At 57.5% G+C, this 24480-nt stretch carries 20 protein-coding genes; 16 read left to right on the top strand and 4 right to left on the bottom strand.

Annotated features, from left to right (window positions below; translation table 11 throughout):
* Window positions 1-176: 176 nt before the first annotated feature.
* The 10 genes from ACFO1S_RS03560 (at window position 177) to ACFO1S_RS03605 (ending at window position 12484) form a co-directional block, all read left to right on the top strand.
* Complete coding sequence (locus ACFO1S_RS03560; protein WP_204600626.1) at window positions 177-2066, top strand: heparinase II/III domain-containing protein; 1890 nt, start codon at window positions 177-179, stop codon at window positions 2064-2066.
* A 21-nt stretch (window positions 2067-2087) separates the two neighbouring features.
* Window positions 2088-3242 carry a trans-sulfuration enzyme family protein gene (locus tag ACFO1S_RS03565; protein ID WP_204600625.1) on the top strand — a complete coding sequence of 385 codons (1155 nt, stop codon included), beginning with the start codon at window positions 2088-2090 and terminating at the stop codon, window positions 3240-3242.
* Window positions 3243-3300: 58 nt separating this feature from the next.
* On the top strand, window positions 3301-4389 hold the full coding sequence (bglB, locus tag ACFO1S_RS03570; protein WP_378126255.1) for a beta-galactosidase BglB: 1089 nt from the start codon (window positions 3301-3303) through the stop codon (window positions 4387-4389).
* A gap of 104 nt (window positions 4390-4493) precedes the next feature.
* A complete protein-coding gene (locus ACFO1S_RS03575) occupies window positions 4494-5441 on the top strand; it encodes an ABC transporter permease (RefSeq protein WP_204600624.1) in 948 nt (315 codons plus the stop codon).
* Window positions 5442-5474: 33 nt separating this feature from the next.
* Window positions 5475-6395: a carbohydrate ABC transporter permease gene (locus ACFO1S_RS03580; protein WP_204600619.1), complete on the top strand. Its 921-nt coding sequence runs from the start codon at window positions 5475-5477 to the stop codon at window positions 6393-6395.
* 77 nt (window positions 6396-6472) lie between these two features.
* On the top strand, window positions 6473-8116 hold the full coding sequence (locus tag ACFO1S_RS03585; protein WP_204600617.1) for an extracellular solute-binding protein: 1644 nt from the start codon (window positions 6473-6475) through the stop codon (window positions 8114-8116).
* Window positions 8117-8182: 66 nt separating this feature from the next.
* The gene (locus tag ACFO1S_RS03590; protein WP_204600610.1) at window positions 8183-9880 is read left to right on the top strand and encodes a hypothetical protein; all 1698 of its coding nucleotides are present in this window, start codon (window positions 8183-8185) and stop codon (window positions 9878-9880) included.
* A complete protein-coding gene (locus ACFO1S_RS03595) occupies window positions 9873-10505 on the top strand; it encodes a D-sedoheptulose-7-phosphate isomerase (protein WP_204600608.1) in 633 nt (210 codons plus the stop codon). Before ACFO1S_RS03590 ends, ACFO1S_RS03595 begins: the two co-directional genes overlap by 8 nt.
* Window positions 10502-11479: an ROK family protein gene (locus ACFO1S_RS03600; RefSeq protein WP_204600606.1), complete on the top strand. Its 978-nt coding sequence runs from the start codon at window positions 10502-10504 to the stop codon at window positions 11477-11479. Before ACFO1S_RS03595 ends, ACFO1S_RS03600 begins: the two co-directional genes overlap by 4 nt.
* Window positions 11480-11482: 3 nt before the next feature.
* Window positions 11483-12484 carry a Gfo/Idh/MocA family protein gene (locus ACFO1S_RS03605; protein WP_204600604.1) on the top strand — a complete coding sequence of 334 codons (1002 nt, stop codon included), beginning with the start codon at window positions 11483-11485 and terminating at the stop codon, window positions 12482-12484.
* 161 nt (window positions 12485-12645) lie between these two features.
* Here ACFO1S_RS03605 and ACFO1S_RS03610 read toward each other — a convergent pair whose 3' ends face one another.
* Window positions 12646-13875: a nitrate/nitrite transporter gene (locus tag ACFO1S_RS03610; RefSeq protein ID WP_204600603.1), complete on the bottom strand. Its 1230-nt coding sequence runs from the start codon at window positions 13873-13875 to the stop codon at window positions 12646-12648.
* Between the two features lie 408 nt (window positions 13876-14283).
* On the opposite strand from ACFO1S_RS03610, the gene ACFO1S_RS03615 reads away from it, so the two are divergent.
* The 4 genes from ACFO1S_RS03615 to ACFO1S_RS03630 all read left to right on the top strand — a co-directional run bounded on the left by ACFO1S_RS03615 (window position 14284) and on the right by ACFO1S_RS03630 (window position 16833).
* Complete coding sequence (locus ACFO1S_RS03615; RefSeq protein ID WP_204600601.1) at window positions 14284-14742, top strand: flavodoxin; 459 nt, start codon at window positions 14284-14286, stop codon at window positions 14740-14742.
* 32 nt (window positions 14743-14774) lie between these two features.
* Window positions 14775-14948: a hypothetical protein gene (locus ACFO1S_RS03620; RefSeq protein WP_204600599.1), complete on the top strand. Its 174-nt coding sequence runs from the start codon at window positions 14775-14777 to the stop codon at window positions 14946-14948.
* 114 nt (window positions 14949-15062) lie between these two features.
* Window positions 15063-15284, top strand: coding sequence for a hypothetical protein (locus ACFO1S_RS03625; protein ID WP_204600597.1), 222 nt, complete (start codon window positions 15063-15065; stop codon window positions 15282-15284).
* Between the two features lie 352 nt (window positions 15285-15636).
* Window positions 15637-16833, top strand: coding sequence for an MFS transporter (locus ACFO1S_RS03630; protein ID WP_378126260.1), 1197 nt, complete (start codon window positions 15637-15639; stop codon window positions 16831-16833).
* Window positions 16834-16976: 143 nt separating this feature from the next.
* Here the strand turns inward: ACFO1S_RS03630 and fdhD are convergent, their stop codons facing one another.
* The 3 genes from fdhD to ACFO1S_RS03645 form a co-directional block, all read right to left on the bottom strand.
* Window positions 16977-17765, bottom strand: a complete 789-nt coding sequence (fdhD, locus tag ACFO1S_RS03635; protein WP_204600595.1) for a formate dehydrogenase accessory sulfurtransferase FdhD — start codon at window positions 17763-17765, stop codon at window positions 16977-16979.
* 52 nt (window positions 17766-17817) lie between these two features.
* Window positions 17818-20172, bottom strand: coding sequence for an FdhF/YdeP family oxidoreductase (locus ACFO1S_RS03640; protein WP_204600593.1), 2355 nt, complete (start codon window positions 20170-20172; stop codon window positions 17818-17820).
* A 159-nt stretch (window positions 20173-20331) separates the two neighbouring features.
* Window positions 20332-20697, bottom strand: coding sequence for a Na-translocating system protein MpsC family protein (locus tag ACFO1S_RS03645; protein ID WP_204601019.1), 366 nt, complete (start codon window positions 20695-20697; stop codon window positions 20332-20334).
* 283 nt (window positions 20698-20980) lie between these two features.
* Here ACFO1S_RS03645 and ACFO1S_RS03650 point away from each other — a divergent pair, with 283 nt between their 5' ends.
* The gene (locus ACFO1S_RS03650) at window positions 20981-22807 is read left to right on the top strand and encodes a cache domain-containing sensor histidine kinase (RefSeq protein WP_204600585.1); all 1827 of its coding nucleotides are present in this window, start codon (window positions 20981-20983) and stop codon (window positions 22805-22807) included.
* Between the two features lie 26 nt (window positions 22808-22833).
* Window positions 22834-24435 carry a response regulator transcription factor gene (locus tag ACFO1S_RS03655; RefSeq protein ID WP_204600583.1) on the top strand — a complete coding sequence of 534 codons (1602 nt, stop codon included), beginning with the start codon at window positions 22834-22836 and terminating at the stop codon, window positions 24433-24435.
* Window positions 24436-24480: the final 45 nt, after the last annotated feature.

Raw genomic sequence — 24480 nt, forward strand, 5'->3', positions numbered from 1 at the left:
CGGCTTCGTTTCGCCGTTTTTTATTGCAAAATAGCTAATATAAGCGCAAGAATGTCCAATGGAAAGCGTTTGCGGTTCTTGTAGAATAGGAGGCACGAAGAGGAACCGGGTCTCGCTTGAGCGAGCGGGGGTTGCTCCGAAATCGATCTGGAATGCGTTCTAAGGAGAGTGCGGAGATGAGCGATGCAAGGCGCATGGTAGAGGATTGGTCGGCGATACGCGACAAAATCGAGACATTCGAATGGGCAAGAAGCATTGTCGGTCGATTCAAGCCGGAGACGGATTGGTGGGTCGCCCACTACGAGGATGACGTTAATCGAATTGCCGGCTGGGGGCATCATTACTTCTGCGATCGGTGCTTCGCGGCGCTGATCTTCGATCCGGCCAAGCCCTCCGAGCATCGCTGCAGCGGCTGCGGGGAGCTGAGAGTCGCTTCGGAGGCGGATGAGGCCTGGTGTTATATCTACAGAACCTCCGCATGTTCTCAGGTGTTTCAGGCGGCCGTGCTGTATCGGTTGTATGGAGACGCTGCCTATCTGACTTACATTCGCCGGGTGCTGTCCTTTCTCAGCGACAATTACGGCAGCTTTCAGGTACGGACGCCTCCCGGACAGGAGGGGCGCTTCTCGGGGTGCGACTTGACCGACGGAGTCGCCGTCATCTGGCTGCTGAACGGCATGGAGCTGGTCAAGGACGCATTCGCGCGGGAAGAGCTGGAGGTCTGGAAGCGGCGCTTCTTTATCCCTCAGGCTGAATTTCTCATCGAGAAGATCGGGTGCACGCCCAATATCATCTGCTGGATGAAAGCTGCGGCCGGCATGATCGGTCTGTTCTTCGACGAACGAATCTGGTGCGAGCGGGCCGCCGAAGGCGAGAACGGCATCAAGCGGAAGCTGGCGGACGGATTGCTGCCGGAGGGCTTCTGGTACGAGGCTTCGTTCCATTACCACTTCTACTGTGCGGAAGGCTTGACCTACTATCATGCCTTCTGCAGGCTGTACGACTACGATTTTCCGATTCTGGAGGATGCGCTGCTGCGGATGTACCGCTATCCGGTCAAGTATGCGTTCTCGAACGGAGAGTTTCCGAATCCGAACGACGGCTGGCCGCTGCTCAAGTTCGCCAATTACGCCCAGCAATACGAATGGATTCGAAGCGTGCATGACGAGGCGCCGTTCCGTTACGCCCTGTCGCGCAGCTACGAGCTGCCCGATCAGGCGCATCTCGGCGCGAATGTCGGGGGAGTCGCCCGGCTCTTGTTCGGCCGGGACTGGGAGAACGAACGCTTCGATGCCCTCCCTTCCGGAAGCGGTTTGCCTGACGGTCGTTCCCGCTATGACAAGGATATTTATTTCGCTCAGCTGCAAAGCGGCGAGGCGACGGTTTTCCTGAAATACGGCTTTGTGCTGGAAGGGCATTCTCATGCGGACATTCACCACTTCGAGGTGTTCCTTAAGGATGAGATTGTTTCCAGAGACGTTTCCAACAGCGGATACGGCTCGGACCTGTTTCGGGAGTGGCAGCGAAAGACGATTGCCCATAATTCGGTCATGATCGATCGGGCCAATCAGCCGAACCGTCCGGCAGGGCGGATGGAGCTGTTCGATCTGGAGCGCAATCTGTGTGCCGTTGCTGCGGATGAAGTGTACCCGGGGATCGGCTTCGCCCGACGGCTGCAGCTAGAGCCGGATAGGCTCATGGATGAGTTCGAGGTGAGACCGACGGCGGGCAGCGAGGAGGAGCATGTGATCGACTGGCTGTTCCACTGCTCCGGCGACCTCGGCACTTCGCTTGAGCTGACCCCGTGCGACCCGCCGGGGAGCGCGGACGGCTATCAGATGATGCTGGATACGTCCTGCTGCGAGACGAACGAAGCATGGGAGGCTGTATGGACGCTTGGCGACAAGCGGGTTACGCTCCGCATGGCAGGCGCCCCGGGCACGACAGTGTATGTCTTCAGAGGCTACGAGCATCGCCTGGATAAGACGCGTTGGGGCGTGATGGTGCGCCGAACGGGCCGCTCGGCCCTCTATAAGGCGGAGTACCGCTGGACGACATCCCTTTAAGCCGCAACGGGAGGAAGCGACATGGATCACATTCAAGGCAGGAGCAAGGAAGATATTTGCGCGCATTGGGGAGACGACTACGATCGTTATCTTGGGGCGATCGTGCCGCCGATCTTTCAGAACTCGCTCTTTACCCGCAAAACGGTGAATCACGGCTACACGTATACCCGCGTGTCCAATCCGACGACGGAAATCGCCGAGAAGAAGATCGCGGCGCTGGAGGAGGCGGAGGAAGCCCGCTGCTTTTCCTCCGGCATGGCCGCGATTACAGCTGCGCTGATGAGCGTCATGGAGAAGGATTGCCATATCGTCTGCCCGCTGAACGTCTATGCTCCGACGAAAATCTTTCTGGAGACGTATATGGCCAGATTCGGAGTAGAAACGACCTTCGTATCGGGGGAGAGCGCAAGCGAGTTCGAAGCGGCGATACGGCCCAATACGAGGGCGATCTATCTGGAGACGCCGCTCTCGAACGTATTCACGCTCCAGGATTTGCGCGCGATTGCGGCGATTGCCCGAGCGCGGGGCATTGTGACAATCGCCGACAACACTTGGGCGACGCCGCTGTTCCAGAACCCGATCGCCTGCGGAATCGATCTGGTCGTCCATTCCGCGACCAAATATATGGGCGGGCACAGCGATATTATCGCCGGGGTTATCGTCGGCAGCAAAGAACGGATGGAGCGAATCACCCATGAGGAGCGCGGGCTGTTCGGGGCGACGATGGACCCGCATCAGGCGTGGCTCCTCATTCGGGGGCTGCGGACGCTTCCGCTGCGAATGGAGCGGCATCAGGAGAGCGGCATGCGCATCGCGGCCTTCCTCGAAGAGCATCCGCTCGTGGAGCGGGTGCTCTACCCGGGACTGCCGAGCCATCCGCAGCATGAGCTGGGAAAAACCCAGATGAGCGGCTGCTCGGGGCTGCTTAGCTTCGTTCCGCGCGGCACGAAGGCGCAGGTTGCGGGCTTTATTAAATCGTTGACGTTGTTCGAGGAAGGCCCGAGCTGGGGCGGCTTCGAGAGCCTGATCAACTCGCCGGGGCTTTCTCTGGATGAAGAAACCTCCCGGCGAACGGGGGTGCCGCAGCGGCTTGTGCGCATCTCGGTCGGTCTGGAGCATCCCGAATCGCTGCTGGCGGATCTGGATCGCTCGCTGGAAGCGATGAAGCGTCTATAACAAACGAGCTGCGACGAGGAGATCGTCATTTGAGATTATATAAACAGGGGTGTGCGGCATGGACATTCAAACGATGGGCAGACAGGACGTGCGGACGTTGATCGAGCAAGTGATCGCCGGCATGCGCAATCTGGAGGTCACGATTCAGGAGGATACGGCCGAGAGCATTATTTCCATGGACGTATGGGACTGGTCCCAGGGCGTGGGGCTGTTCTCGCTGTATCTCTATTACAAGGAAACCGGCAACAAGGAAATTCTTGATTATTTGACCTCCTGGTTTAATCGGCATATCGAGCGGGGATTGCCGGAGAAGAACGTAAATACGATGTGCCCGCTTCTGACGCTCAGCTATCTGTACGAGGAGACCGGCGATACGGGATATCTTCATATTTGCGAGGAGTGGGCGAGCTACGCGGCCGTGAAGATGCCGCGCACGCCGGAGTTCGGCATTACCCATACGGCGGTGGACAGCCCCAATGAAGGCGAGCTGTGGGACGATACGCTGTATATGACCGTGCTGTTCTTGGCGAGAATGGGCGATCTGCTGAACGAGCGCGCTTATGTCGACGAGAGCGTAAGGCAGTTCCTCGTTCATCTGAAATATTTGACGGATACGAGTACGGGACTCTTTTACCATGGCTGGACGTTTAAAGAAAACCACAATTTCGCCGGCGCGAGATGGGGCAGGGGCAACGCCTGGTACACCGCGGGGCTGGTCGATTACTTGGACATCGTCTCGGTGGAGGGCGGCGTTCGGAACTTCCTGCTGTCTTCGCTGGAGCGGCAGGTCGGCAAGCTGGCGGAGCTGCAGGCCCCTTCCGGGATGTGGCATACGCTGCTGGACGATCCGACCTCCTACGAGGAAACCTCGGCGACGGCCGGCTTCGCTTACGGAATTCTAAAGGCGGTTCGCAAGGGTTATCTCGACGAAGGCTACCGGAAGACGGGCATGCGCGCTCTGCAAGCCGTCATTGCCCGAATCGACGAAGGCGGAGCGGTGCAGGGGGTTTCCTATGGCACGCGAATGGGGCGCACTCTGGATTTCTACAAAGAGATTCCGCAATGTCCGATGCCTTACGGACAATCGATGGCGCTGCTTATGCTGGCGGAGAGTCTGCATCATGTTCGGGGAAATCAAAATAACTAATAAAATCAAAAAATTACCGTATTTGAAACGCTTACATTCGCCTCTATACTTCATTTATAAACACGGAAACGACGGATAGGCAGCGCCAATGGAGGGGAGCGAACATGAAAGCACATCGAATCAACAAAACGGGAATTCCGTTAAGCGCGAGACCGGCCATGAAGGAATGGAGAAAAAACTACGATTTATATTTACTGCTTTTGCCGGCTGTCGCTTTTTTCATCGTCTTTTCTTATATCCCCATGGGGGGATTGATTATCGCTTTTAAGGACTTCAATATTTTCGAGGGCGTGTGGGGCAGCGATTGGGCGGGGCTGGCGAACTTCCGGGAGATGCTGTCGATCCCCGAGTTCGTGCAGATTACGCGGAACACGCTCGTGCTGAACCTGCTGGGCTTGCTCATCTGCTTTCCGGCCCCGATTCTGCTCGCGCTGATGCTGAACGAGGTGCGCTCGAAGTACTTGAAGAAAGTGTCGCAATCGCTGCTTTACCTGCCGCACTTTATGTCCTGGATCGTGCTCGGCGGAATCGTGTACGCGGTGCTGTCTCCGAAATACGGAGTGGTCAACGAGATTCTGCGCTGGTTCGGAATGGACGAAATCTACTTCATGGCGGATAAAACCTGGTGGATTATCACCTATACGTTATCCGCAGTGTGGCAAAGCGCCGGTTGGGGCACGATCATCTATCTGGCGGCGATCACGGCGATCGATCCTTCGCTGTACGAGGCGGCTTCCATTGACGGAGCGGGCCGCATTCGCAAAATTGTAAGCGTTACCTTGCCCAGTATTATGCCGACGATCATCATTCTGTTCATCCTCGCCGTAGGAAATATGGTGTCCATCGGCATCGAGCAGCCGCTTGCGCTGGCGAACTCGGTCGTGGGCGACGTGTCCGATGTCATCAGCACCTACGTGTACCGGGTCGGGATCAAGCAGGGCGACTTCGGCTTGACGACGGCGGTCGGCATGGTCCAGTCGGTCATCAATCTGGCGCTGATCGTGACGGCGAACCATTGGGCCAAAAAGGCAGGGGGCGAAGGGCTATGGTAAACGGTCCCGCTCTTCGGGAAAGGAGGATGGCGAATGCCCGCTCTTGAAGCCGCTTCGGGGAAAACGTCGCCAAGAAGAGGGAAGCAGTCTCTCGGCGAATCGTTGTTTAGCTTTATCGTATACGGGGCTTTGATCTTCTTCACCTTGATCTGTCTCTTTCCGTTCGTGAATACGCTGGCGAACGCCTTCAGCAGCAGCAACGCGATTCAGACGGGGAAGGTGCTGCTCTGGCCGGTGGAATTCCAATGGGATTCCATGCGCATGATATTGGCTGACAATTCGGTCATCCGCGCGCTTCTGGTGACGGTATATCTCACGGTTGTCGGCACGGCGATGAATCTGTTCTTCACGATCATTACGGCTTACCCGCTCTCGCGGCGGGATCTTAAAGGCAGGGGCATCTTCATGAAGTTCATGGTCATCACGATGCTCTTCAGCGGCGGAATGATTCCGCTGTTCCTGCTCGTGAAGTCGCTGGATCTGTTGAATACGCTTTGGGCGCTCATCATTCCGGGGCTCATCAGCGCCTTTAACGTCATTATCATGAAGAGCTTCTTCCAGGCGATGCCAGACGAGCTTCGCGAGGCTTCCATTGTCGACGGCTGCGGCAATATCCGTTATCTGGTGCAGATTATATTGCCTTTATCGGGCGCGTCGCTGGCTACGATCGGGCTATTCTACGCGGTCGGTCACTGGAATTCCTACTTCGGCGCCGTACTGTATATCGATAATCCGGACCTGCTTACCTTGCAGGTCAAGCTGAGAAATATATTGCTGCTCTCGCAGATGGATACCTCTCTGGAGCAGATGACGATGGACAGCCAATTCACGGTCATTCAGGAATCGCTGAAGGCAGCCGTCATCGTTGTCGCTACCGTTCCGATTCTCGTCGTGTATCCGTTCCTTCAGAAGTATTTTGTCAAAGGCTCCATGCTGGGCTCCGTTAAGGGATGATGACCCGGCGGCTAGCTGCAGCTGGCCGTTCCGGCTTCATAAATGAATCACGACCAACAACCGAGGAGGCAATGTAGATGAAGGGGAGAATGACGAAAGGGCTCTTGCTTGGCTTGGCACTCATCCTGGTGATGATCTCGTTGGCGGCTTGCTCCGGAAACAAAAATAAAGACAGCGGCGCAAGCCCGGCGGAGAATTCAACGGGGAGCTCGGGCTCCGAGCAGCCCGGCAAGCTGGAAAAGGTGCGCGTATCGCTGTGGGATCGCTCCAATTCTCCGAGCGGCCAGAAGCTGGGCGATACGATTATTGTGAAAAAGCTGCAAGAGGAAGCGAAGAAGGAAGGATTGGACGTCGAGTACGTCATCCTGCCTCGTTCCCAGGAAAGCGAGAAGAACAGCGTATGGATGGCTTCGGGCGAAGGTCCGGACATCATCATCACGTATGACGTCAACGCGGTGTTCAAGTGGGCGGAGCAGGGCGGCCTGTGGGAGCTGGACGATCTGCTGGATCAATACGGCCCGGATATCAAGAGCATGATCGGTCCTGCGCTGGATGTAGCCGGCAAGTACAAGGGCAAGCGTTACGCGATTCCGGCGATGCGGATGAGCACCGCGGCGGGCGCGAATATGAAGATCAGACAGGATTGGCTCGACAAGCTCGACATGAAGGCGCCGACGACGCTGGACGAATTGTATAACGTATTGAAAGCGTTTAAGGAGCAAGATCCCGGCGGCGTAGGCAAAGACAACGTTATACCATGGGCGCTCCCGGCGATCAGCCAAGGCATGAAGGGCTTCTTCTTCGGCCCGATGTGGGGCGCAGGCGTGGCGACGGACGGACCGAGCTCGGAGATGTATATGCCTAGCGGCAACTTTACCGACGGCGTGTTCCATTCCCCGGTCGTTCTGGAGGAAGGCAAGGAGTATTTCCGCTTCATGAACAAGCTGTATAAGGAAGGCCTGATTTCCAGAGAATTCGTGACGGATGTCAATTCGCAGCAATATTTGCAGCATTATATGTCCGGCGTAGCGGGCTTCCTGGAATCGAATGAAGACCCTTGGATGATGACGAAAGAAACAAGAAAGACGGTTCCGACGGCAACGTGGGTTACGGTAGATCCGTTCATTCGCCCGAACGGCACCCAAGCGATAACCGAGGCGAACCTCTACGGCTTGTTCAATCTGGTGCCGAAGTCGAGTAAAAACCCTGCAGCCGCCGTAAAATACCTGAACTTCCTGGCGAAAAACATCAAATTGGTGCAGGGCGGTATCGAGGGCGTGCATTACAAGGAAGAGAACGGCTTGTTCATCACGATCGATCCGGCCAAAAACGCCGAGGAGATCGATTGGTACTTCAAGGATTTGAATCTGATTACCCAAGGCTATATGGGCAATCCGAACAAGGAGCAACTTAAAACCTTGTACATGAACGAGCCGAATGCCGACGAGATTGCCGACATTCTCGATCCGTACTACAAGGCGTACGAAAATTACGGCAAGCAGGTGCCGTTGATCGACACGCCGCGTCCGGTCTCGGAGAAGTCCATCGCGAACATTACGAAGTTTCTCTATGACGCGCTGTCCAAGGCGATTATCGCCAAGGATTTCGATGCGGAGTGGGAGAAGGTCGTCTCCGGCTGGAAGAAAAACGGCGGGGAAGCGTATGACGCGGAAGTGACCGAAAGTCTTGTGCAGATGAACTGGAAAACGACAAACGAGTAAACGACAGGAAGGACGGAAGGGTTGCAGAAGCCATCCGTCCTTTCGACTTACATGGGGGGACAGAGGATGAACGCACAAGCTGTGGGGCACGAGGAGCTGCTAGAGCTGATTCGCCTGCAGGAAGGAAAGCTGGCGGAGGAATGGCCGCGGATGCTGAAGGAGCAGGAGACGGGCACGAAAATGCGTGTTCAGGGGGAAGAACTGCATCGATTGATGCTTATGCTGGTGCTCTATTGCCAGCCCAAATCGGCGTACTACCGGGATCGGGAGCTTATAAGCATGATGGAGCGGATGGCCCAGGCTTTCCTGAACACTCAATTGCCGAGCGGCAACGTGACGTTGTATTTCTGCAATATCGACTCTCCGCCGGATACGGCGTTTACGACGCATCTAGCCGCTACGCTGGCGCAGCTGGCGCTTAGAGACGGCGGCCCCGAAGCCGCGAAAGTAACGGATACGCTCCTTGAATTTCTGCGTCGCGCCTCTCCGGCGCTGCTGCGGGGAGGCATCCACACTCCGAATCACCGCTGGGTCATGGCTTCCGCGCTCGCCAAGCTGGAGCAGTTGTTCGGAGGAGACGAATATCGCCGGCGCGCCTTCGAGTTTCTGAACGAAGGGCTGGACATTACCGAATACGGCGAGTGGACGGAGCGCAGCAATGCGTTCTACAATGCGATCTGCTCTTATTATTTGTATACCGTAGGACTCGTATTTGATCACAAGCCGGCGATGGAAGCGGCCAGCCGCACCTTGCGCATGATGTGTTACCTCATGCATCCGGGGGATACCATCGTGACCGAATATTCCGGGCGGCAGGACTTGGGTTTGATATGCCGAATGGACGACCGCTATTATGTCGCTTATCATCTGTTCGCTTCGTATGACCAGGACCCGACATTGGCGGCGATGGCGAAGGTGGCGAATCGCACCGCGCCTCGGGGAAGCTTGACCCTGCTGCACTGGATGCTGGAGCCCGAGCGGATGCAATTGCCGGACACCGTCGCGGAGCTGAGCGATTCGTACACGGTGCTGTTCGGAGAAGGCAATCGTGCTCGCGTTCCCGACCGGGTCCCTTACGTGGGGCCGCTTGTCAAGCATCCGCACGGCGCGGCGGTGCTTCGCCATCGGCAAGGCAAGCTCAGCATTACGGCAATGGCGGGTCAGCCCGACAGTCTCTATCTCCAATATGGGGAAGCCCGGATGTTCGGCATGAAGCTCGGCGTAGGCTGGTTCGGCGTCGGCGCTGCGGCATTTCCGGGAATCGCCAAGCTGGCCGAAGACCTCTATCGCATGGAAATCGAGCTGGAGGGCTGTTACTTCGGTCCGTTGGCGGATGAATACACGAAACCGGCCAACGGCAGCTACGTCGATATGCCGAACCATCTTCGCGAGAGAGTCGGAGTCGTCAAGATGACGGTTGCCATGGAGCTTCGACTGCTTGAAGACGGAATGGACGTAAGGGTCGTATCGGACGATCCTCGCGGATTATATTTGCAAGCGGTGTGCGTCTTCGACGAGGGCGGCGCCCTGACTGGAGAAGGCCTCGTCGATACCGGAAGAGCGACGAAGCGGCTGTCGCATGGCGGAGCCCTGTTCCGCGCAGGCAACGATTGCATTCGCGTCGAAGGCGGCGCGCACGAGCATGACGAAACGACGATGCGCAACGATCCGATCAATCCGTATGCGATCAATATGACGGTCAACTGGATTACCCCTGCCGATGCGTGGCTCCGATTCCGCTGCTTCACCGAGGGCGATGAGTAGCATCCTGAACGGGCTTGCGGCGAAATACCCGGAGCTGAGCGAGTGCCTTCCCGATGTGCGGAAGGCATTCGAGCTGCTGCAAGCTTCCTATGACAGGGGCGGGAAGCTGCTAGCCTGCGGCAACGGCGGCAGCGCCGCGGATTGCGAGCATATCGTAGGCGAACTGATGAAGGGCTTTAATTCCCGCAGGGAGCTTCCCGAATCTCGACGGGATACCCTGATTGAAGCCTACCCGGGAGAGGGCGAATATTTGGCGGATCGCCTGCAAGGGGCGCTGCCGGCCATCTCTCTCGTCAGCCACTCGGCTTTGATGACCGCCTATGCCAACGATGTAGAGGCGGAGATGATATTCGCCCAGCAGGTCTACGGCTATGGCCGGCCCGGCGATGTGCTGCTCGGCCTCAGCACCTCGGGCAACTCGCGCAATGTTCTGCGCGCCGTGCAGGTCGCTAAAGCGTTCGGCCTTAAGACGATCGCCTTCACGGGACAATCGGGCGGCGAGCTTAAGCGTCTGGCCGACGTGACGATTCGGGTGCCCTATGCGCATACGCCGGACATTCAGGAGCGGCATCTTCCGATCTATCATGCGATCTGCCTGCTTCTGGAGGAGGCGAATTTCCAATGAGCCATATCGCCGGGATCGACATCGGCGGGACGAAATGCGCGGTCAGTCTGGGGCGAATCGAGGGGGAAGAGGCGGTCATTCTGGAGAAGCGTCAGTTCGCGACTCCGGAAGGTCCGGAGCAGACGATCGACATGCTTATGGAGCAGCTGGAGCAATTGCTCCGGCTGTCATCCGTTGCGCGGCCGTCTGCCGTCGGCATTAGCTGCGGCGGGCCCTTGGACAGCGAGAAGGGACTGCTGCTCTCCCCGCCCAACCTTCCGGGCTGGGATAGCGTCGATATCGTTCGGCCGTTTCGCGAACGATACGGGGTGCCTGTAAAGCTGCAGAACGACGCCAATGCCGGTGCGGTAGCGGAATGGAAATGGGGGGCGGGCAGAGGGACCCGCAACATGGTTTTCCTGACCTTCGGCACCGGCATGGGAGCGGGTCTCATTCTGAATGGACAGCTTTATTGCGGAACGAACGATATGGCGGGAGAGATCGGGCATGTGACCATGGAAGCCTTCGGACCGGTCGGATATGGCAAGGTCGGTTCGTTCGAAGGCTTCTGCAGCGGCGGAGGGATCGCGGAGCTTGCCCGCAGCTGCGCGCTGGCCGCCCTGCAGGCGGGGGAGCCGCTTTCCTTCTGCGAGAGCTACGAGCAGCTGGGGCGGATCAGCGCGAGGAGGGTTGGCGAAGCCGCCTTGCGGGGAGACGAAGCGGCGGTGGAGATTATGCGGATATCCGGGGAGCAGCTGGGCAGAGGCCTGGCTGTCCTGGTCGATATTCTGAACCCGGAACGGATTGTGGTCGGCAGCATCTATCATCGTCAGCGGAGCTTGCTGGAACCTGCGGCGTTAGAGGAGCTGGCCAAGCGGGCGTTGAAGCGGTCGCGCTCGGTCTGTACGATCGTTCCCGCCAAGCTGGGCGAGCGGGTGGGCGACTATGCCAGTCTGGCTGTCGCTCATATGGAATTAAAGGAAAGAGAGGCATAGGGGATGAGGATCGGAGTTATCGGAATTGGCGTCATCGGCACGCGGCATATGAGCAATCTGATCGCGCATGAGGATGTGAGCATTGTCGCGGTATGCGGCAATCAAGAGGAGAAGACTGCGGAGATCGCTCGCGAATATGGCGCGGAGCCGTATACGGACTACAAGCTGCTGTTCGAGCGGAGCCGGCTGGACGCGGTGTTTATTTGTACGCCTCCGGGGCTTCGCAAGGGGCCGATCGCCGAGGCGGCGGCCAGAGGAGTCGCCTGCTTTATCGAGAAGCCGCCGGCCAAGTCGATGGAGGAAGCGGAAGCCATCTCTGCGATTATTGAAGAGAGCGGCATAATCCACTCCGTCGGCTTCATGTATCGGTATACCGGAGCGGCGAGCAAGGCCAAGGAATTGATCGCTGCGGAAGGCGGCGTCGTTCCGATCGTGCGCAGCGTTCATGTGTGCGGCGCGGGGCTGGTTGAAGCGACGACGCCCAGATGGCTGTACAACAAAACGTTGTCCGGGGGGCCGCTGTTCGATCAGGCGATTCATCTAATCGACGCTGCACGCTACATTACAGGTCAGGGCGCGCGCCGGGCAACCGGGCTTCATGCGTTTGGAGGCAACGTGCAGAGACCCAAGAGCGAGGAATACACCGTCGAGGAGAATTTTGTCGTGAATCTGGCCTATGAGTCCGGCATGGTTCATACGCATACGCATTCGTGGGGCATTGCGGAGTCGCAGGCGAAGATCCAGCTGCTGGGACGGGATTATCGGCTCCTCGTCGATCTGACGCGACTGGGCAGCAGGCTGCATGGAACATATAAGGGCGAGCAAATCTCGCTGCATTATGCGGACGAGAACATGTACGCCGAGGAAGCGGCTGTGTTCCTGCAAGCGGTCAGAACGGGTGAGCAGGCGTTCATCCGTTCATCCTATGCCGATGCGGCGCAGTCGCTTGCCCTGGTCATCAAAGCCAACGAATCGGTGGATAGCGGCCGGTCGGTCACCTTGTAACAGTGCTCGCGCGGAGCGAAATAGTGCGGCTAGGTCGAACTAAAAGCGGTTGCGGCGCTTGCGCGGAGTGAAATAGTTCGGCTAGGTCGCATAACACAATAAGGGGCATTTTCTCCAAAGAAGCGCATGGCGCCAAGGAGAAAATGCCCCTTGCGGTTTGTTTAAGAGGCTTGGCCGAGGCTGTCGATTTTGGCGGTTCCGCCTTGGCCGCTCCAAGTACGCTTCCAAGCTCCCTGAACGATCAGCAGCAAGAAAACGCAGGCCAGGGCGACACCGCCTAGAATCAGGAATCCTGTGGAATAGGTCCCGCTGGATTGATACAGGCTTCCCAGCACCAGCGGCAGCGCGTACCCGCCGAGCCCGCCCGCTGCTCCAACAATCCCCGTGACGAGGCCGATCTCGGAGCCGAATCGTTGGGGGACGAGCTGGAATACCGAGCCGTTGCCCGCTCCGAGGCACATCATTCCGGCGAAAAGCAGCACGACAACCATGGACAGGGACGGAAGGGTCGCCACGCAGACGAACATGGTGAATGCTCCGGCGTACAGAAGGGTCAGCATACGCACGCCTCCGAGCCTGTCGGAGAGGAAGCCTCCGATGGGACGGAAGAAGCTTCCGGCGATGACGCATAGGGTTGTGAAATCCGCCGCCCGTACGGCGCCGAGGTTGTATTGGGCGTTGAAAAAAATCGTCAAGTAGTTGGACATCCCTACAAATCCGCCGAAAGTAACGCAGTACAGCAGACAGAACAGCCAGGTGTCCCGCTGCTTCAGCACGCTTGCGTACTGAGACAGCTTCTTGGGCGCGGGGCGATTAGGACTATCCTTGGCGAAGATTGTAAAGACGACAAAGACGAGAAAGATCGGAATCAGGGCGAGCCCGAACACGGTTTCCCAGCTTCCGTAGTGCTCGGCAAGCCGATTCGCGAACAAGGTCGAGAATACGGTTCCGCTGTTGCCGGCGCCTGCAATGCCCATGGCGAGTCCCTGGTGCTGTTTCGGATACCACTGGCTGGCCAGCGGAAGAGCGGCGGCGAAGGAGGCTCCGGCTACGCCGAGCAGCAGGGCTACCGCGTACATGTCGGTCAAGGAATTAACGAATTGCCATCCCCATATCAACGGAATGGTTGTCAGCAGGAGACCGAGCTGTCCGGTTCGTTTGGGACCGAGATAGTCCGTCAGGAAGCCGAACGCAAGGCGAAGGATAGACCCCCCGAGAATAGGGAGAGCGACGAGGTTCGCTTTCTGGATGGGATCCATTGGATAATCCTTCATAATGATGACAACGAGCGGTCCGATCAGAACCCAGACCATAAAACTCATGTCGAAATACAGAAACGCGCTGAAGAGTGAAGGTTTATGCCCGCTTTGCCAGAACCCTTTTTTGTCCATTCGAACATCGCTCCTTTAAGTTGGGGAAATGCGATAAAGCCGCAAGCCTCCCTAGGGAAGTCTGCGGCTTCGTTGCCGGATGGCAGCACGTCATTGTGCTAACCGATTTATTAAGGGGATCACAGCAGTGTGAACTTAATCCGAATTATAAATAAATGTAAATATCGAGTCAATATATATTACACATAAGACAAATTTTCTAGATTTCTCGATAACTGAGTTAGAATATATGACGCAAATTTTAAGTGCTTATTCCTAAAAGAACTCCTCAGGAAAGACGATTCCAACGTATAATCCAACCCTCTTATATTGACAATGAGAATCATTATCATTAAAATGAAGAACGTACCCTATTTCACTAACCTGCGGTCGTCTTAAAGGACAGCCGGCAAGGGAGGAACTGCAGCTTTGGCGGATATTATAGTCGTTTACGCAAGTATGACGGGGAATACAGAAGAAATGGCCGAAGCGATCGCGGCAGGCATTCGCGCGGAAGGCGCCGAAGTAATCGTCAAATCGGTGATGGACGCCAGCGCTTCCGAATTGGAACGGCATGATGGCATATTGTTAGGCGCTTATACTTGGGGGGACGGAGAGCTTCCGGACGAATTCCTTGATTTCTACGAGGAGATGGATCGGGTGCGGCTGGAGGGACGCGCTGCGGCCGTATTCGGCTCTTGCGACTCCTGTTACCCGGCATATGGCGCCGCGGTTGATTTGTTGAACGAGAAGCTACAGGAAGTTGGAGCGGAACTGGTATTGCCCGGCCTGAAGGTGGAACTGTCGCCCTCCTCGGAGGAGATGCAAGAGTGCCGACAATACGGCAGCGAATTCGTGGGTTACGTGCGAAGCCGCGTACGGGGATAAGCAGAGCAAGCTTAATGAAGGAGGATAGTCGCATGGGGTTATTGTACAAAATCTATCAGTCCGTTCAACAGGGCAGCGAGGAATATCAGGCTCAGCGGGAAGATCTGGTCGAGCATCCGCAGAAGGAGAACGGCTCGGAGCCTTCGTTCACGCTGGCGGAATTGCTTAAGCACCCGATAGGGCGCACGTCCGCAGGACGGGAATAACAGTCAAGCGTCCAAGGGCATACGTACATTTCCGCAATTGTCCAATCCCCCGGAAGAGGGTTCACATAAGCTTGTAACAGGTATGCGACCACTATACGGGAGGCTCATTCAAACATGGAACAAATGTATCATATTTGCAAGCAGCACATGAATCGCAGGGTGCGTATTCATACGCGCTGCGGCTGTTTCGAAGGCGTAATCTGCCATGTGGACCGGGACAATGTGTATTTAAGAACGTCGGGAGACGTGAGAATATCGGGCTGGTTTGGTTTCGGCGGCGCTTCCGATATTTTGACTTTGTCCTTGTTTACGCTTCTGGCTATCGCGCTGATCTGAGGAATTATCCAGATAACTCCATGGGAAAAAGACTTTCGGCAAGTTCCGCTTGGGCGGGGCTTGCCGAAAGTCTCTTTTTGGCGGTTGAACGGGGGGCGAAGCGCATATTGTGCTTCTTGCGGTTTGGCCTTATTCTATATAAGTTGAATTCCTGGCAGCACTGTTCGCTTCATATCGTTAAGGATGTCTGCCGTTTCCTACGGGTTGATAGGAGTCTGGCTTGCAGCGTTGAACTGCGGGTTCAAGCCGTTTTATCAGGACTTTTAAGCACATCATAGACGGACAAGCAGTCTGCTTCCGGGATAGGACAACGCGAATACTTGCAAGTCAGTCAGAAGGAAGGTATAAGAATTTGCGTACAGGAAGTTTAACCGCCGACGCGAAGGCGTCGGATCGTTTTCCGTTGGCATTATTTTCGTTGACCGCCGGCGCGTTCGCCATCGGCATGACGGAATTTGTCATTATGGGGCTGCTGCCGAATGTGGCGTCGGACTTGAATGTGTCGATCCCGCAGGCGGGGCAGTTAATTACCGGCTATGCGCTGAGCGTGGCGATCGGCGCTCCGATCCTCGCAGTCGCAACGCATCGCATTCCGCAGAAAAATCTGCTGTGTCTGCTGATGCTGCTGTTCATCATCGGCAACGGAGTAGCTGCCGTTGCGCCGAATTATGCCGTGCTTATGGGAGCGAGGCTGTTCACGGCACTGGCTCACGGTACGTTCTTCGGCGTCGGTGCGATTCTGGCGTCCAATCTGGTCGCGCCGAATCGTCGTGCGGCGGCGGTGTCGGTGATGATGGCGGGACTTACGCTGGCGAACGTGATCGGCGTGCCCTTCGGCACATTTATCGGGCAGTATATGGGCTGGCGAGCATCGTTCTGGGCGGTCGTCGCCATGGGCCTGATTACGCTGATCGGCATTTTGGCGCTTGTTCCGGATGTGCGCCAGCAGCAGGCTTCCAGCGCGCTGCGGCAAATCCGGGCTCTGGTTCAGCCTAAGCTGCTCGTCGTGCTGCTTGCCGGCGCGCTAGGCTGCAGCAGCTTGTTCACGGTGTTCACGTATATCGCGCCGTTGCTGCAGGAGGTGACCGGATTCGCCGAGCATGATGTGACATGGGTGCTCGTCCTGTTCGGCATCGGCGTCACCCTCGGCAATATCCTTGGGGGCAAGCTGGCCGATTGGAAGCTGATGCCGACGCTGGTGGGCAGCTTTGCCGCGCTGGCTGCGGTGCTGGCGGTAATGGCCCTCTTCGACGATCTTCCGGCGGTCGTCGTCGTTCTGATCTTTCTGTGGGGAATCGTCTCGTTCGCCGTGCTGCCGGGTCTTCAAGTGCTGATCATGACGCTGGCCAAGGATGCTCCTGCGCTGGCCTCGACCTCAACGCATTCCGCGCTCAACTTCGGCAATGCGGGCGGCGCTTTTCTGGGCGGATTGGTCATTACGAACGCGGGCCTGGGGGCGCTTCCCTGGGCAGGGGCGCTGCTGTCGCTGCTGGGTTGCGCCGTCGCGGTGTTCGTGATGGCCTGGGACAAGAAAAGAACGAAGGCGTGAACAAGGTCTAACGGCGGTTGACCTGACGACGATGCGTCAAGGTGAATGACAGCCGGCAAAGCGTAAAGCACCGAATCCAAGGCCTGGAGCCAGGCCTTGGATTCGGTGCTTTTTTGTGCCCTGTGCGGCATTCCTGAGCGCGATTACAAGAGGATTCTCTGCGGATGCGTGTAGACGTTCATGGAATTGGCGCGAATGAAGCCGACGCAGGTCATGCCGAGATCTTCCGCAAGCCGAAGCGCGAGGTCGGTCGGAGCGGACTTGGAGAGCAGAATGGGACAGCCGATTTTCGCCGCCTTGAGCACCACCTCGGAGGAAAGACGGCCGCTGAATGCGATAACGCCGCGTCTCATGCTCGCGCGCTGGCGAAGGCTGTGTCCGAACAGCTTATCCAGCGCGTTATGCCGGCCGATATCCGAACGAACCTCCATAAGATCGGCTTCATCGAAGAAAGCCGCATTGTGCACTCCGCCGGTCAGATGGAATTCTACGGAGCTGTCTTGCATCCGCTTCATCAGCTCGAAGCAGCGCTGGGGGGCTATGGCTGCTCCCCCGGCGACGGTACGCGCCGTTCGAGCGTCGTTATGAAAATAAAACTGGCGGCTCTTGCCGCAGCAGGAACCGATCAGCCGCTTGGAATGAAGCTCCTTCGCGGACGATTGCGGCCGATGCAGATCGACGTAAGCCATGCCGCGCACCTCGTCAAGGGTGAACGTCTTGATCTCCTCCGCCGAGCGGATAATGCCTTCCGAGGCAAGGAAGCCGACGACAAGATCGTGCAGATCGCTTGGGGAGCAGACAAGCGTGGCGAATTCCTCGCCGTCGAGCCGGATCGTCAGCGGAAATTCCGCCGCGATCTCGTCGTCCGCTTCGAACGTTTGCCCGTCAAGCGCCTTCGTTGTGCGCCAAGTGACACAAGACCGCTGGATCATGTTCCGTCCTCCTTTTATTCCCATTCCTCCCTGCGCGCTGTGGTCCTTCCGTTCATTCCGGCGCCTCAAGCTCCAATTCCTCGATTCTGCGTTCCACATAACGGGTATCCTTAAGCGCGTGATACGTCTCCGCCTTCTCGACGACAACTGCCGCGTTGTACTCCGGGATGCCGGCGTAAGGCTCATAGACGCCCTTGGGCAGCAATACGTTGCCCTCAGGCCAATACAGTTCAATGTTGCCTCTGGCGATATCCTCCAGCTTGATTCTGCCGTAGAACACGCCGTAACGATTGTACGCGACGATGGCATCGCCCTCGCGCACGCCGAGGTCCGCCGAGTCCTCCCGGCTCATGAGCACGTCGAAGCGGCCCGCTCCGTTAAAGGGATCGGTCTCGCTGTAGACCATCGAATTGAACTGCTTTCCGCGCCGGGTCGTCACATAGAAGCGGCCTTCCGGCTTGCGCAGCTCCGGGAGCTCGATCGGCAGCAGGCGGCCCCTGCCGTCCTCCGTCGGACATACGCCGTTCTCGCAAAGCCAAGCGCCGCCCCACTGAAACACATCCCCCTGCTTGGCAAGATGCTGGATGCCGTCATAGTTGGGGGCGGCCAGCGCGATCTCGCCGCGAATGCTCGCCGCATCCCGGAAGGCGACGGCCGCACTTCCTTCCGGCTTCGCCCGCGCAGCCAACTGGCCGTATATTTCCCACTCGGGGCGCGCTTCGGCGATGCGCGGCCCGCGAATCTCCGGCGAGAAATAGACCATTCGCTCGGTCGAGGTGGACGTTCCGCCCCCGGGCTGCTCATAACGGGTCATCGCCGGAAGCACCCAGACCTCCTCCTGCGCGTCGGCCAGCGTAGACGTGTTCAGCACGATGTCCTGATGGACGCGCAGCTCGACGCTCTCCAGACATCGCCTGACGAAGTCCGGGTCCGGCATCGTCTCCAGAAAATTGCCGCCAGACGTGTAGAACAGCTTGAGCTTGCGCTCGTGATCCGCGGGCAGCAGAGCGTTCTCCAGCGAGACGCCGACGATATCGCCCTGCCACTGCGGAAGCTTGAACCCCCATAAGCGCTCGATTCTTTCGATGTCCTTGGCGGAGAATTCGCCGCCCGGCAGGCTGAACGGGTCCGCGCCCATCTCGCCCGAGCCTTGAACGCCGCTATGCCCGCGAATCGGCATCACCCCGCAATGCTCCCGTCCAAGGAAGCCGCGAAGCAGCGCGAGGTTGGCCACTTGCGAGATGTTGTCCGTCCCGAAGCGATGCTGCGTCAATCCCATGCTCCAGACGAACACGCCGGAACGAGAGAGAGCGAGCAGTCTGGCGAACTCGCCGATCCGGTCCCGCGTCAAGCCGGAGGAGCGTTCGAGCGCCCCCCAGTCCTGAGCGGACAGATGGGCTTTCAGCTCCTCGAAGCCGACCGTATGCGCGCTTACGAAGGCGTGGTCGATCGCCGAGCCCGGCCTCGCGTCCTCCATCTCGAACCAGGTTTTCATAATGCCGTTCATGAAGGCGATATCCCCGCCGATGTTCACTTGATAGAAGTCGTCCGCCAGCCTCGTTCCGAACAGAGCCGATTCCGGGATCGACGGAATCCAGTATCCTTCCATTGCGGGCTCGCGATAAGGGTTAATGACGATGATCTTCGTGCCCCGGCGCTTCGCCGCGTACATGTATTTGGTCGATACGGGCTGGTTGTTGGCCGCGACGCTGCCCCAGAACACGAGAACATCCGTGCCGATCCAATCCTTGTAGTTGCAGCTGGAGGCTCCGATGCCAAGAGACCGCTTCAATGCGGTCTTCGAAGGGGAATGGCAGATACGCGAAGCGTTGTCGATATTGTTCGTGCCGAGATAACGCGCCGCCTTCGCCGCCGCGTAATAGGATTCGTTCGTAATGCCGCGCGCGGTCAGATAGAAGGCCAATTGCTTCGGGTCTATGCCGCGGATTTTAGCCGCAATCCGATCCAGCGCTTCCTCCCAGCCGACCCGCCGGAAGGAACGCTCGCCCTTGCGGCGAACAAGCGGATACGGAATTCGGCCGAGCTCCCGAAGGCGGGTGCTGTCCATTCCCCGCAGCACCTCGATATCCGCGTGCAGAATGTCCGGCTTGATCTCGGGCATCGTGTTCAGTCGCAGAACGTTCAGCCTGGTGGTGCACAGGTGAGGCCCGCTGAGCGTCTGATCGTACAGGCCCGATACGCCGAGCGCGCACCCGTCGCAGACGCCCTGCGTTAATATCCGGTAAGCGTAAGGAAGACGATCCCGGTTATCCCAGACGACCTTCATCGTATCCCGAATATGCTTGGGCTTGACTTTGCCCAGACCGAAGGGAACCTTGCTGACCCACAGCTTCGGGTCGGGCCTTCCGGGCAGCTTGATTTTACCGCTATGCTTCGTCTTGCCCATCTTTAATCCTCCATCTCTTCGCCGCGTCTATGGAATGCCCATGCGCAAAAAACCGCCAAGCCTGTGCTTTCTTCATCAAGAAGAGCGCGCTAGTCTTGCGGTTAGTCCCTTGCAGGAGCGCTGCCGGGGTCCAATCCTGGGTTGAACAGCATGTTTCGTTCAGGAAGACGTACCAAATTTCCGCTGCAGGTCCTCGTCGAAGACGAAGATAGACATTCCGAAATCCTTGTCCACGTCGATGTCGAGGTAGAGCGAGACGAATTTCGCGCCTAAAAGCGCTTCCATTTCGACCGGCGGATGCTTGCGGTACATGTCCTTCACCCCCAGCGTTCTCGCGTCGCGAACGAAGCTTTTGCCCTCATCGGCGGACGCCATGAATTTCTCAACGGGGGAGAGGTTGCCCTCCATCTCGCAGATGGCCCAATTTTTGCAGAATGTCGTGACGATGCGGCTGGGGCCCTTGCCCATGTGTCTTTTCCGGTAGGCCTTCACGAGATTGCTGAATTCGGCTTCGTATCGATTCATCGCATTCCCTCGATTGCCCATGCCCGGCGGCAGGATCGCTGCTCCGCGACAAAGGCCGATATTAGCCCCATCTTAACAAGAAAACGCGCCCGTCTGCAATCGGGAATTTTGGCGGCAGGGAAAATGTTAGCGGCTAGACCTCGATGCAAAGTCCATTATAATAGAGTTCAACAACACGAACGACAACTGAGGAAAGCGCGCCCGGAAAGGCATGTGAGAGAACCTCCGCACGAGCTTATGCAAGCGCATACAATTTGGAGTCAGAAAAGGAGGAACGCCAGCCTTGTTCGGACATTGGAACCGATTGTCCCGTTCGTTCTTCGGTCGATTGCAGTGGAAGCTGTTCGTTTTTTTCGTAATTTTGACCGTCATTCCCGCGATCTTGATCGGTTATGTGCTTTACAGCAATGCGTACAAAGGAATCGAAGAGAAGACTGGTCTGTACTCCGAGCAGATCATGGTGCAGTCGGCCGGGAGACTGGACGCCTTGCTGACGGGAATCGAAGACATCAGTCTTCAGATCGTATCCGGTGTCGACATTCAGCAGCTCATCCGGGACATTGCGGCGACAGGCGACCGGGAGAAGGAGAGCCATGCGGCGGCCAAGCTGAAGCAGAAGCTGAGTCAGATTCTAAGCTCGAAGCGCGAGATTGTCGGCGCGCAGATCTTGATGGCCGATCAAGAGCTCGCGATCACGTCCGGCGAGATGATGGTTCCCGAGGATTACAAGCAGTCCGAGGAATACAGGCGGGCTTTGGCGAGGGCGGAGCCGGTTTATTGGCGGGGGACGATCCGCAACCGGAGCCCGTCCATGCTGTACGAGTATCTCACGACGCTGACGCGTAAAATATACGACCCGTCTACGGGTAATGTGGCGGCGATGCTTGTGCTGGGCACGAAGGAGTTTGCGCTGGCCGACACGTTCTCCTATATTGATCTCGGCCCTAACGGCTTCGTGTTTATTATGGACAAGGAAGGGAAGGTCGTCTCCCATCTCAGCAAGAAGAAGCTGACCCAGCCGGCGGATTATTCGTTCGTGCCGCAGATCAGGAGCGCCAGGGATGGCGACCCGCGAATGTTCTCCTCCTCGCTGGACGGTCAGAAATTTATGATTACCTACGCCAAGTCGACGGCGACAGGGTGGTTCGTCGTCAGCGCGATTCCGTATTCTTACCTGATGGATCGAATCGTCTCGGTCGGCAAATTTTCCATCCAGATGTATCTCATCCTGCTCGTCCTGGCGGTTGCGATCTCCCTGTCCATCTCCATCAGCATCTCCAAGCCGGTCAAGCGGCTGGCCGCAGCCATGCGGAAGGTCGAGGGCGGGGATCTCAAGGTGTTCGTGAATCTGAAGAGCAACAATGAGATCGGGGTGCTGGGCAGCAGCTTCAACCGGATGCTCAAGCGGATCAATCAGCTGATCGATCGGGTGTACGAGGCGGAGATTCTGCAGAAGGATGCGGAGATCAAAGCGCTGCAGTCCCAGATCAATCCCCATTTCCTGTACAATACGCTGTCGGTTATCGACAGCATCGCCACCGTCAAGCAGGAGAAGGAGATCAGTCAGATTACCCAGATGCTCGCGGATATTTTCCGTTACAGCACGAACGGGAACGATCAGGCGACGATCGAGGAGGAGACGGGGCAGCTTCTGCGCTACTTGCATATTCAGAAAATCCGCTATGGAGACGATCTCAAGTGGCAGCTGATCATCGATCCGACCGTACGCGACTGCACCATCGTCAAGCTGCTGCTCCAGCCGATCGTGGAGAACGCCGTCGTTCACGGCATTCGCCAAGGAGGCATGATCCGGATTATCGTAAGGCCGGGCGAGGAGAGCCTGCTTCTCACGATTGAAGACAACGGAGCGGGCATGACGGACGACAAGCTTGCCGCCTTGATCGAGCGGCTGGAAGCCGCGCCGAACCGGCTCCAGAGCAAAGTTGACGGAGGCGTTCACATCGGACTGGCGAACGTGCGGCATCGGATCAAGAGCTTCTACGGGGAGAGATTCGGCCTTGCGATCGTCAGCTCCGAGGGGCTCGGCACGAAGGTGACGATCGAAATCCCGATATTGCGCGAGGCGGTGCAAGCCGGACACAGCGCTTGAACGATCAGAGAGAGGGGTCAACCATCATGCTAAACGTATTGATTGTGGACGACGAGGCGCCGATTCGCAGCGGCATCAAGATGAAGGTGGATTGGGAGAGTCTGGGGATGCGCGTCGCGGCGGAGGCGGGAGACGGAGCCGAAGCGCTGCGGGTCATCGAGGACGGCCAGATCGATCTTGTTGTTACGGACATCTCGATGCCGGTCATGGACGGCATCTCCTTGATCCGCCGTACGGCAGAAATCAACGATACGGTGAAGTTTGTCATCGTGAGCGGCTACGGCGAATTCGAATATGCCCGTGCGGCGATGAAATACGGAATATCGGAATACCTGCTCAAGCCGATTAAGGAGAGCGAGATGAGAGACTCCTTGCTGGCCGTCAAGGAGGAGATCCTTGCCTCCGAGAGCGCATGGCGCAGGGAACGGGAACGACGGGAACGACTGAAGCTCAAGGAAGAGTCGCTGCTGCATTGGCTGTCGAGCCATGCGGCCGCTTCGATCCCGGCCGACGTGGAGCGGGAATGGAGCAAGGAGCTGGGGGCCAGCCGGCACAGAGTCGCCGTAGTCAAGATCGAAGCTCCCGACTTGGCGGGGAGCGAGCTGGCGCCGAAGCATGATCTCATGCTCTATCAGGAGGTTGAACGGGCCTGCGGCGAATTCGCGACCGGTATGGGAATCGAGGGCAGCGTCGTAAAGAGCATCCGGCGGGAGCATGAGTTTATTCTGCTGCTGCATCCGGAGGCTTCCGGGAAGGGAAACGCATGCCTCGGAGCGCTGAACGCGTTCGCGGCGGAGCTGGAGCGAAAGCTTCCTATTCGCGTGACTGTCGGCCTGGGCGGCGCGTACGGGCAGGCTGCCGGCATACCGGCCTCTTACCGCGAGGCGTTGTTTGCGGTGAAGGAGAGGCTGCTTCAGGGTACCGGCAAGGCGATCGATTTCGCGCTCGTTCCGTCGAAGGCGGACCGACCGAATTTTGGCGCGGATACGAAGCTGCTCGTCAAGCTGCTGAAGGAGAAGAAGTGGGATAAAGCCAAGGAGCATATCGACGTTCTGTTCCGCAACGCCGTTCGCACGAAGCTCATCTTGAACCATACGCACGCTCAAGAGCTGTTCTTCGAGCTCTATTTTGCCATCAAGCAGTTCGCTCAGGAGGAAGCGGCCGTCGCCTCCGACGGCTCGGGAGACTCCGCGGGCGATATCGCGGGCATCGTCGCCGGATTCAGCCAGCTGGAGCAGATGGTGGATTGGCTGTATCAATATTTGGAGGAGGCCTGCCGCCATCTGATCGACGGCCAGGATGCGACGGGCAAGGAAATCGTCTATCGCGTTAAAGCGTATATCAAAGATTTCTGCAGCTCGGATTTGACGCTGAGCTGGGTAGGGGAGAAGTATCATATCAACCCGATTTATTTCAGCCGCATATTCAAGACCTACACCGGAGAGAGCTTTAACGGCTATATCACGCGCATTCGCATGGAGGAAGCCAAGCGCTTGCTGGAGACGACCTCGCTCAGACAGCAGGAAATATCCGAGATCGTCGGCTACGAGGACCCGAAATACTTCAGCAAGGTGTTCAAGAAGTTTTTCGGCATCAGCCCGAGCCAATACACCGACAATCGTACATGAAGCATTTAGGTATAATTTTTGCACTCGTTTAGTTGATTCTGTGCG

Origin of the sequence: Cohnella boryungensis, assembly GCF_042651945.1 — a bacterium.
Classification (GTDB): domain Bacteria; phylum Bacillota; class Bacilli; order Paenibacillales; family Paenibacillaceae; genus Cohnella; species Cohnella boryungensis.

Coding starts and splice junctions, on each gene's coding strand:
- ACFO1S_RS03560 (WP_204600626.1), top strand. CDS start 177: ATGAGCGATGCAAGGCGCATGGTAGAGGATTGGTCGGCGATACGCGAC.
- ACFO1S_RS03565 (WP_204600625.1), top strand. CDS start 2,088: ATGGATCACATTCAAGGCAGGAGCAAGGAAGATATTTGCGCGCATTGG.
- bglB (WP_378126255.1), top strand. CDS start 3,301: ATGGACATTCAAACGATGGGCAGACAGGACGTGCGGACGTTGATCGAG.
- ACFO1S_RS03575 (WP_204600624.1), top strand. CDS start 4,494: ATGAAAGCACATCGAATCAACAAAACGGGAATTCCGTTAAGCGCGAGA.
- ACFO1S_RS03580 (WP_204600619.1), top strand. CDS start 5,475: ATGCCCGCTCTTGAAGCCGCTTCGGGGAAAACGTCGCCAAGAAGAGGG.
- ACFO1S_RS03585 (WP_204600617.1), top strand. CDS start 6,473: ATGAAGGGGAGAATGACGAAAGGGCTCTTGCTTGGCTTGGCACTCATC.
- ACFO1S_RS03590 (WP_204600610.1), top strand. CDS start 8,183: ATGAACGCACAAGCTGTGGGGCACGAGGAGCTGCTAGAGCTGATTCGC.
- ACFO1S_RS03595 (WP_204600608.1), top strand. CDS start 9,873: ATGAGTAGCATCCTGAACGGGCTTGCGGCGAAATACCCGGAGCTGAGC.
- ACFO1S_RS03600 (WP_204600606.1), top strand. CDS start 10,502: ATGAGCCATATCGCCGGGATCGACATCGGCGGGACGAAATGCGCGGTC.
- ACFO1S_RS03605 (WP_204600604.1), top strand. CDS start 11,483: ATGAGGATCGGAGTTATCGGAATTGGCGTCATCGGCACGCGGCATATG.
- ACFO1S_RS03610 (WP_204600603.1), bottom strand. CDS start 13,875: ATGGACAAAAAAGGGTTCTGGCAAAGCGGGCATAAACCTTCACTCTTC.
- ACFO1S_RS03620 (WP_204600599.1), top strand. CDS start 14,775: ATGGGGTTATTGTACAAAATCTATCAGTCCGTTCAACAGGGCAGCGAG.
- ACFO1S_RS03625 (WP_204600597.1), top strand. CDS start 15,063: ATGGAACAAATGTATCATATTTGCAAGCAGCACATGAATCGCAGGGTG.
- fdhD (WP_204600595.1), bottom strand. CDS start 17,765: ATGATCCAGCGGTCTTGTGTCACTTGGCGCACAACGAAGGCGCTTGAC.
- ACFO1S_RS03640 (WP_204600593.1), bottom strand. CDS start 20,172: ATGGGCAAGACGAAGCATAGCGGTAAAATCAAGCTGCCCGGAAGGCCC.
- ACFO1S_RS03645 (WP_204601019.1), bottom strand. CDS start 20,697: ATGAATCGATACGAAGCCGAATTCAGCAATCTCGTGAAGGCCTACCGG.
- ACFO1S_RS03655 (WP_204600583.1), top strand. CDS start 22,834: ATGCTAAACGTATTGATTGTGGACGACGAGGCGCCGATTCGCAGCGGC.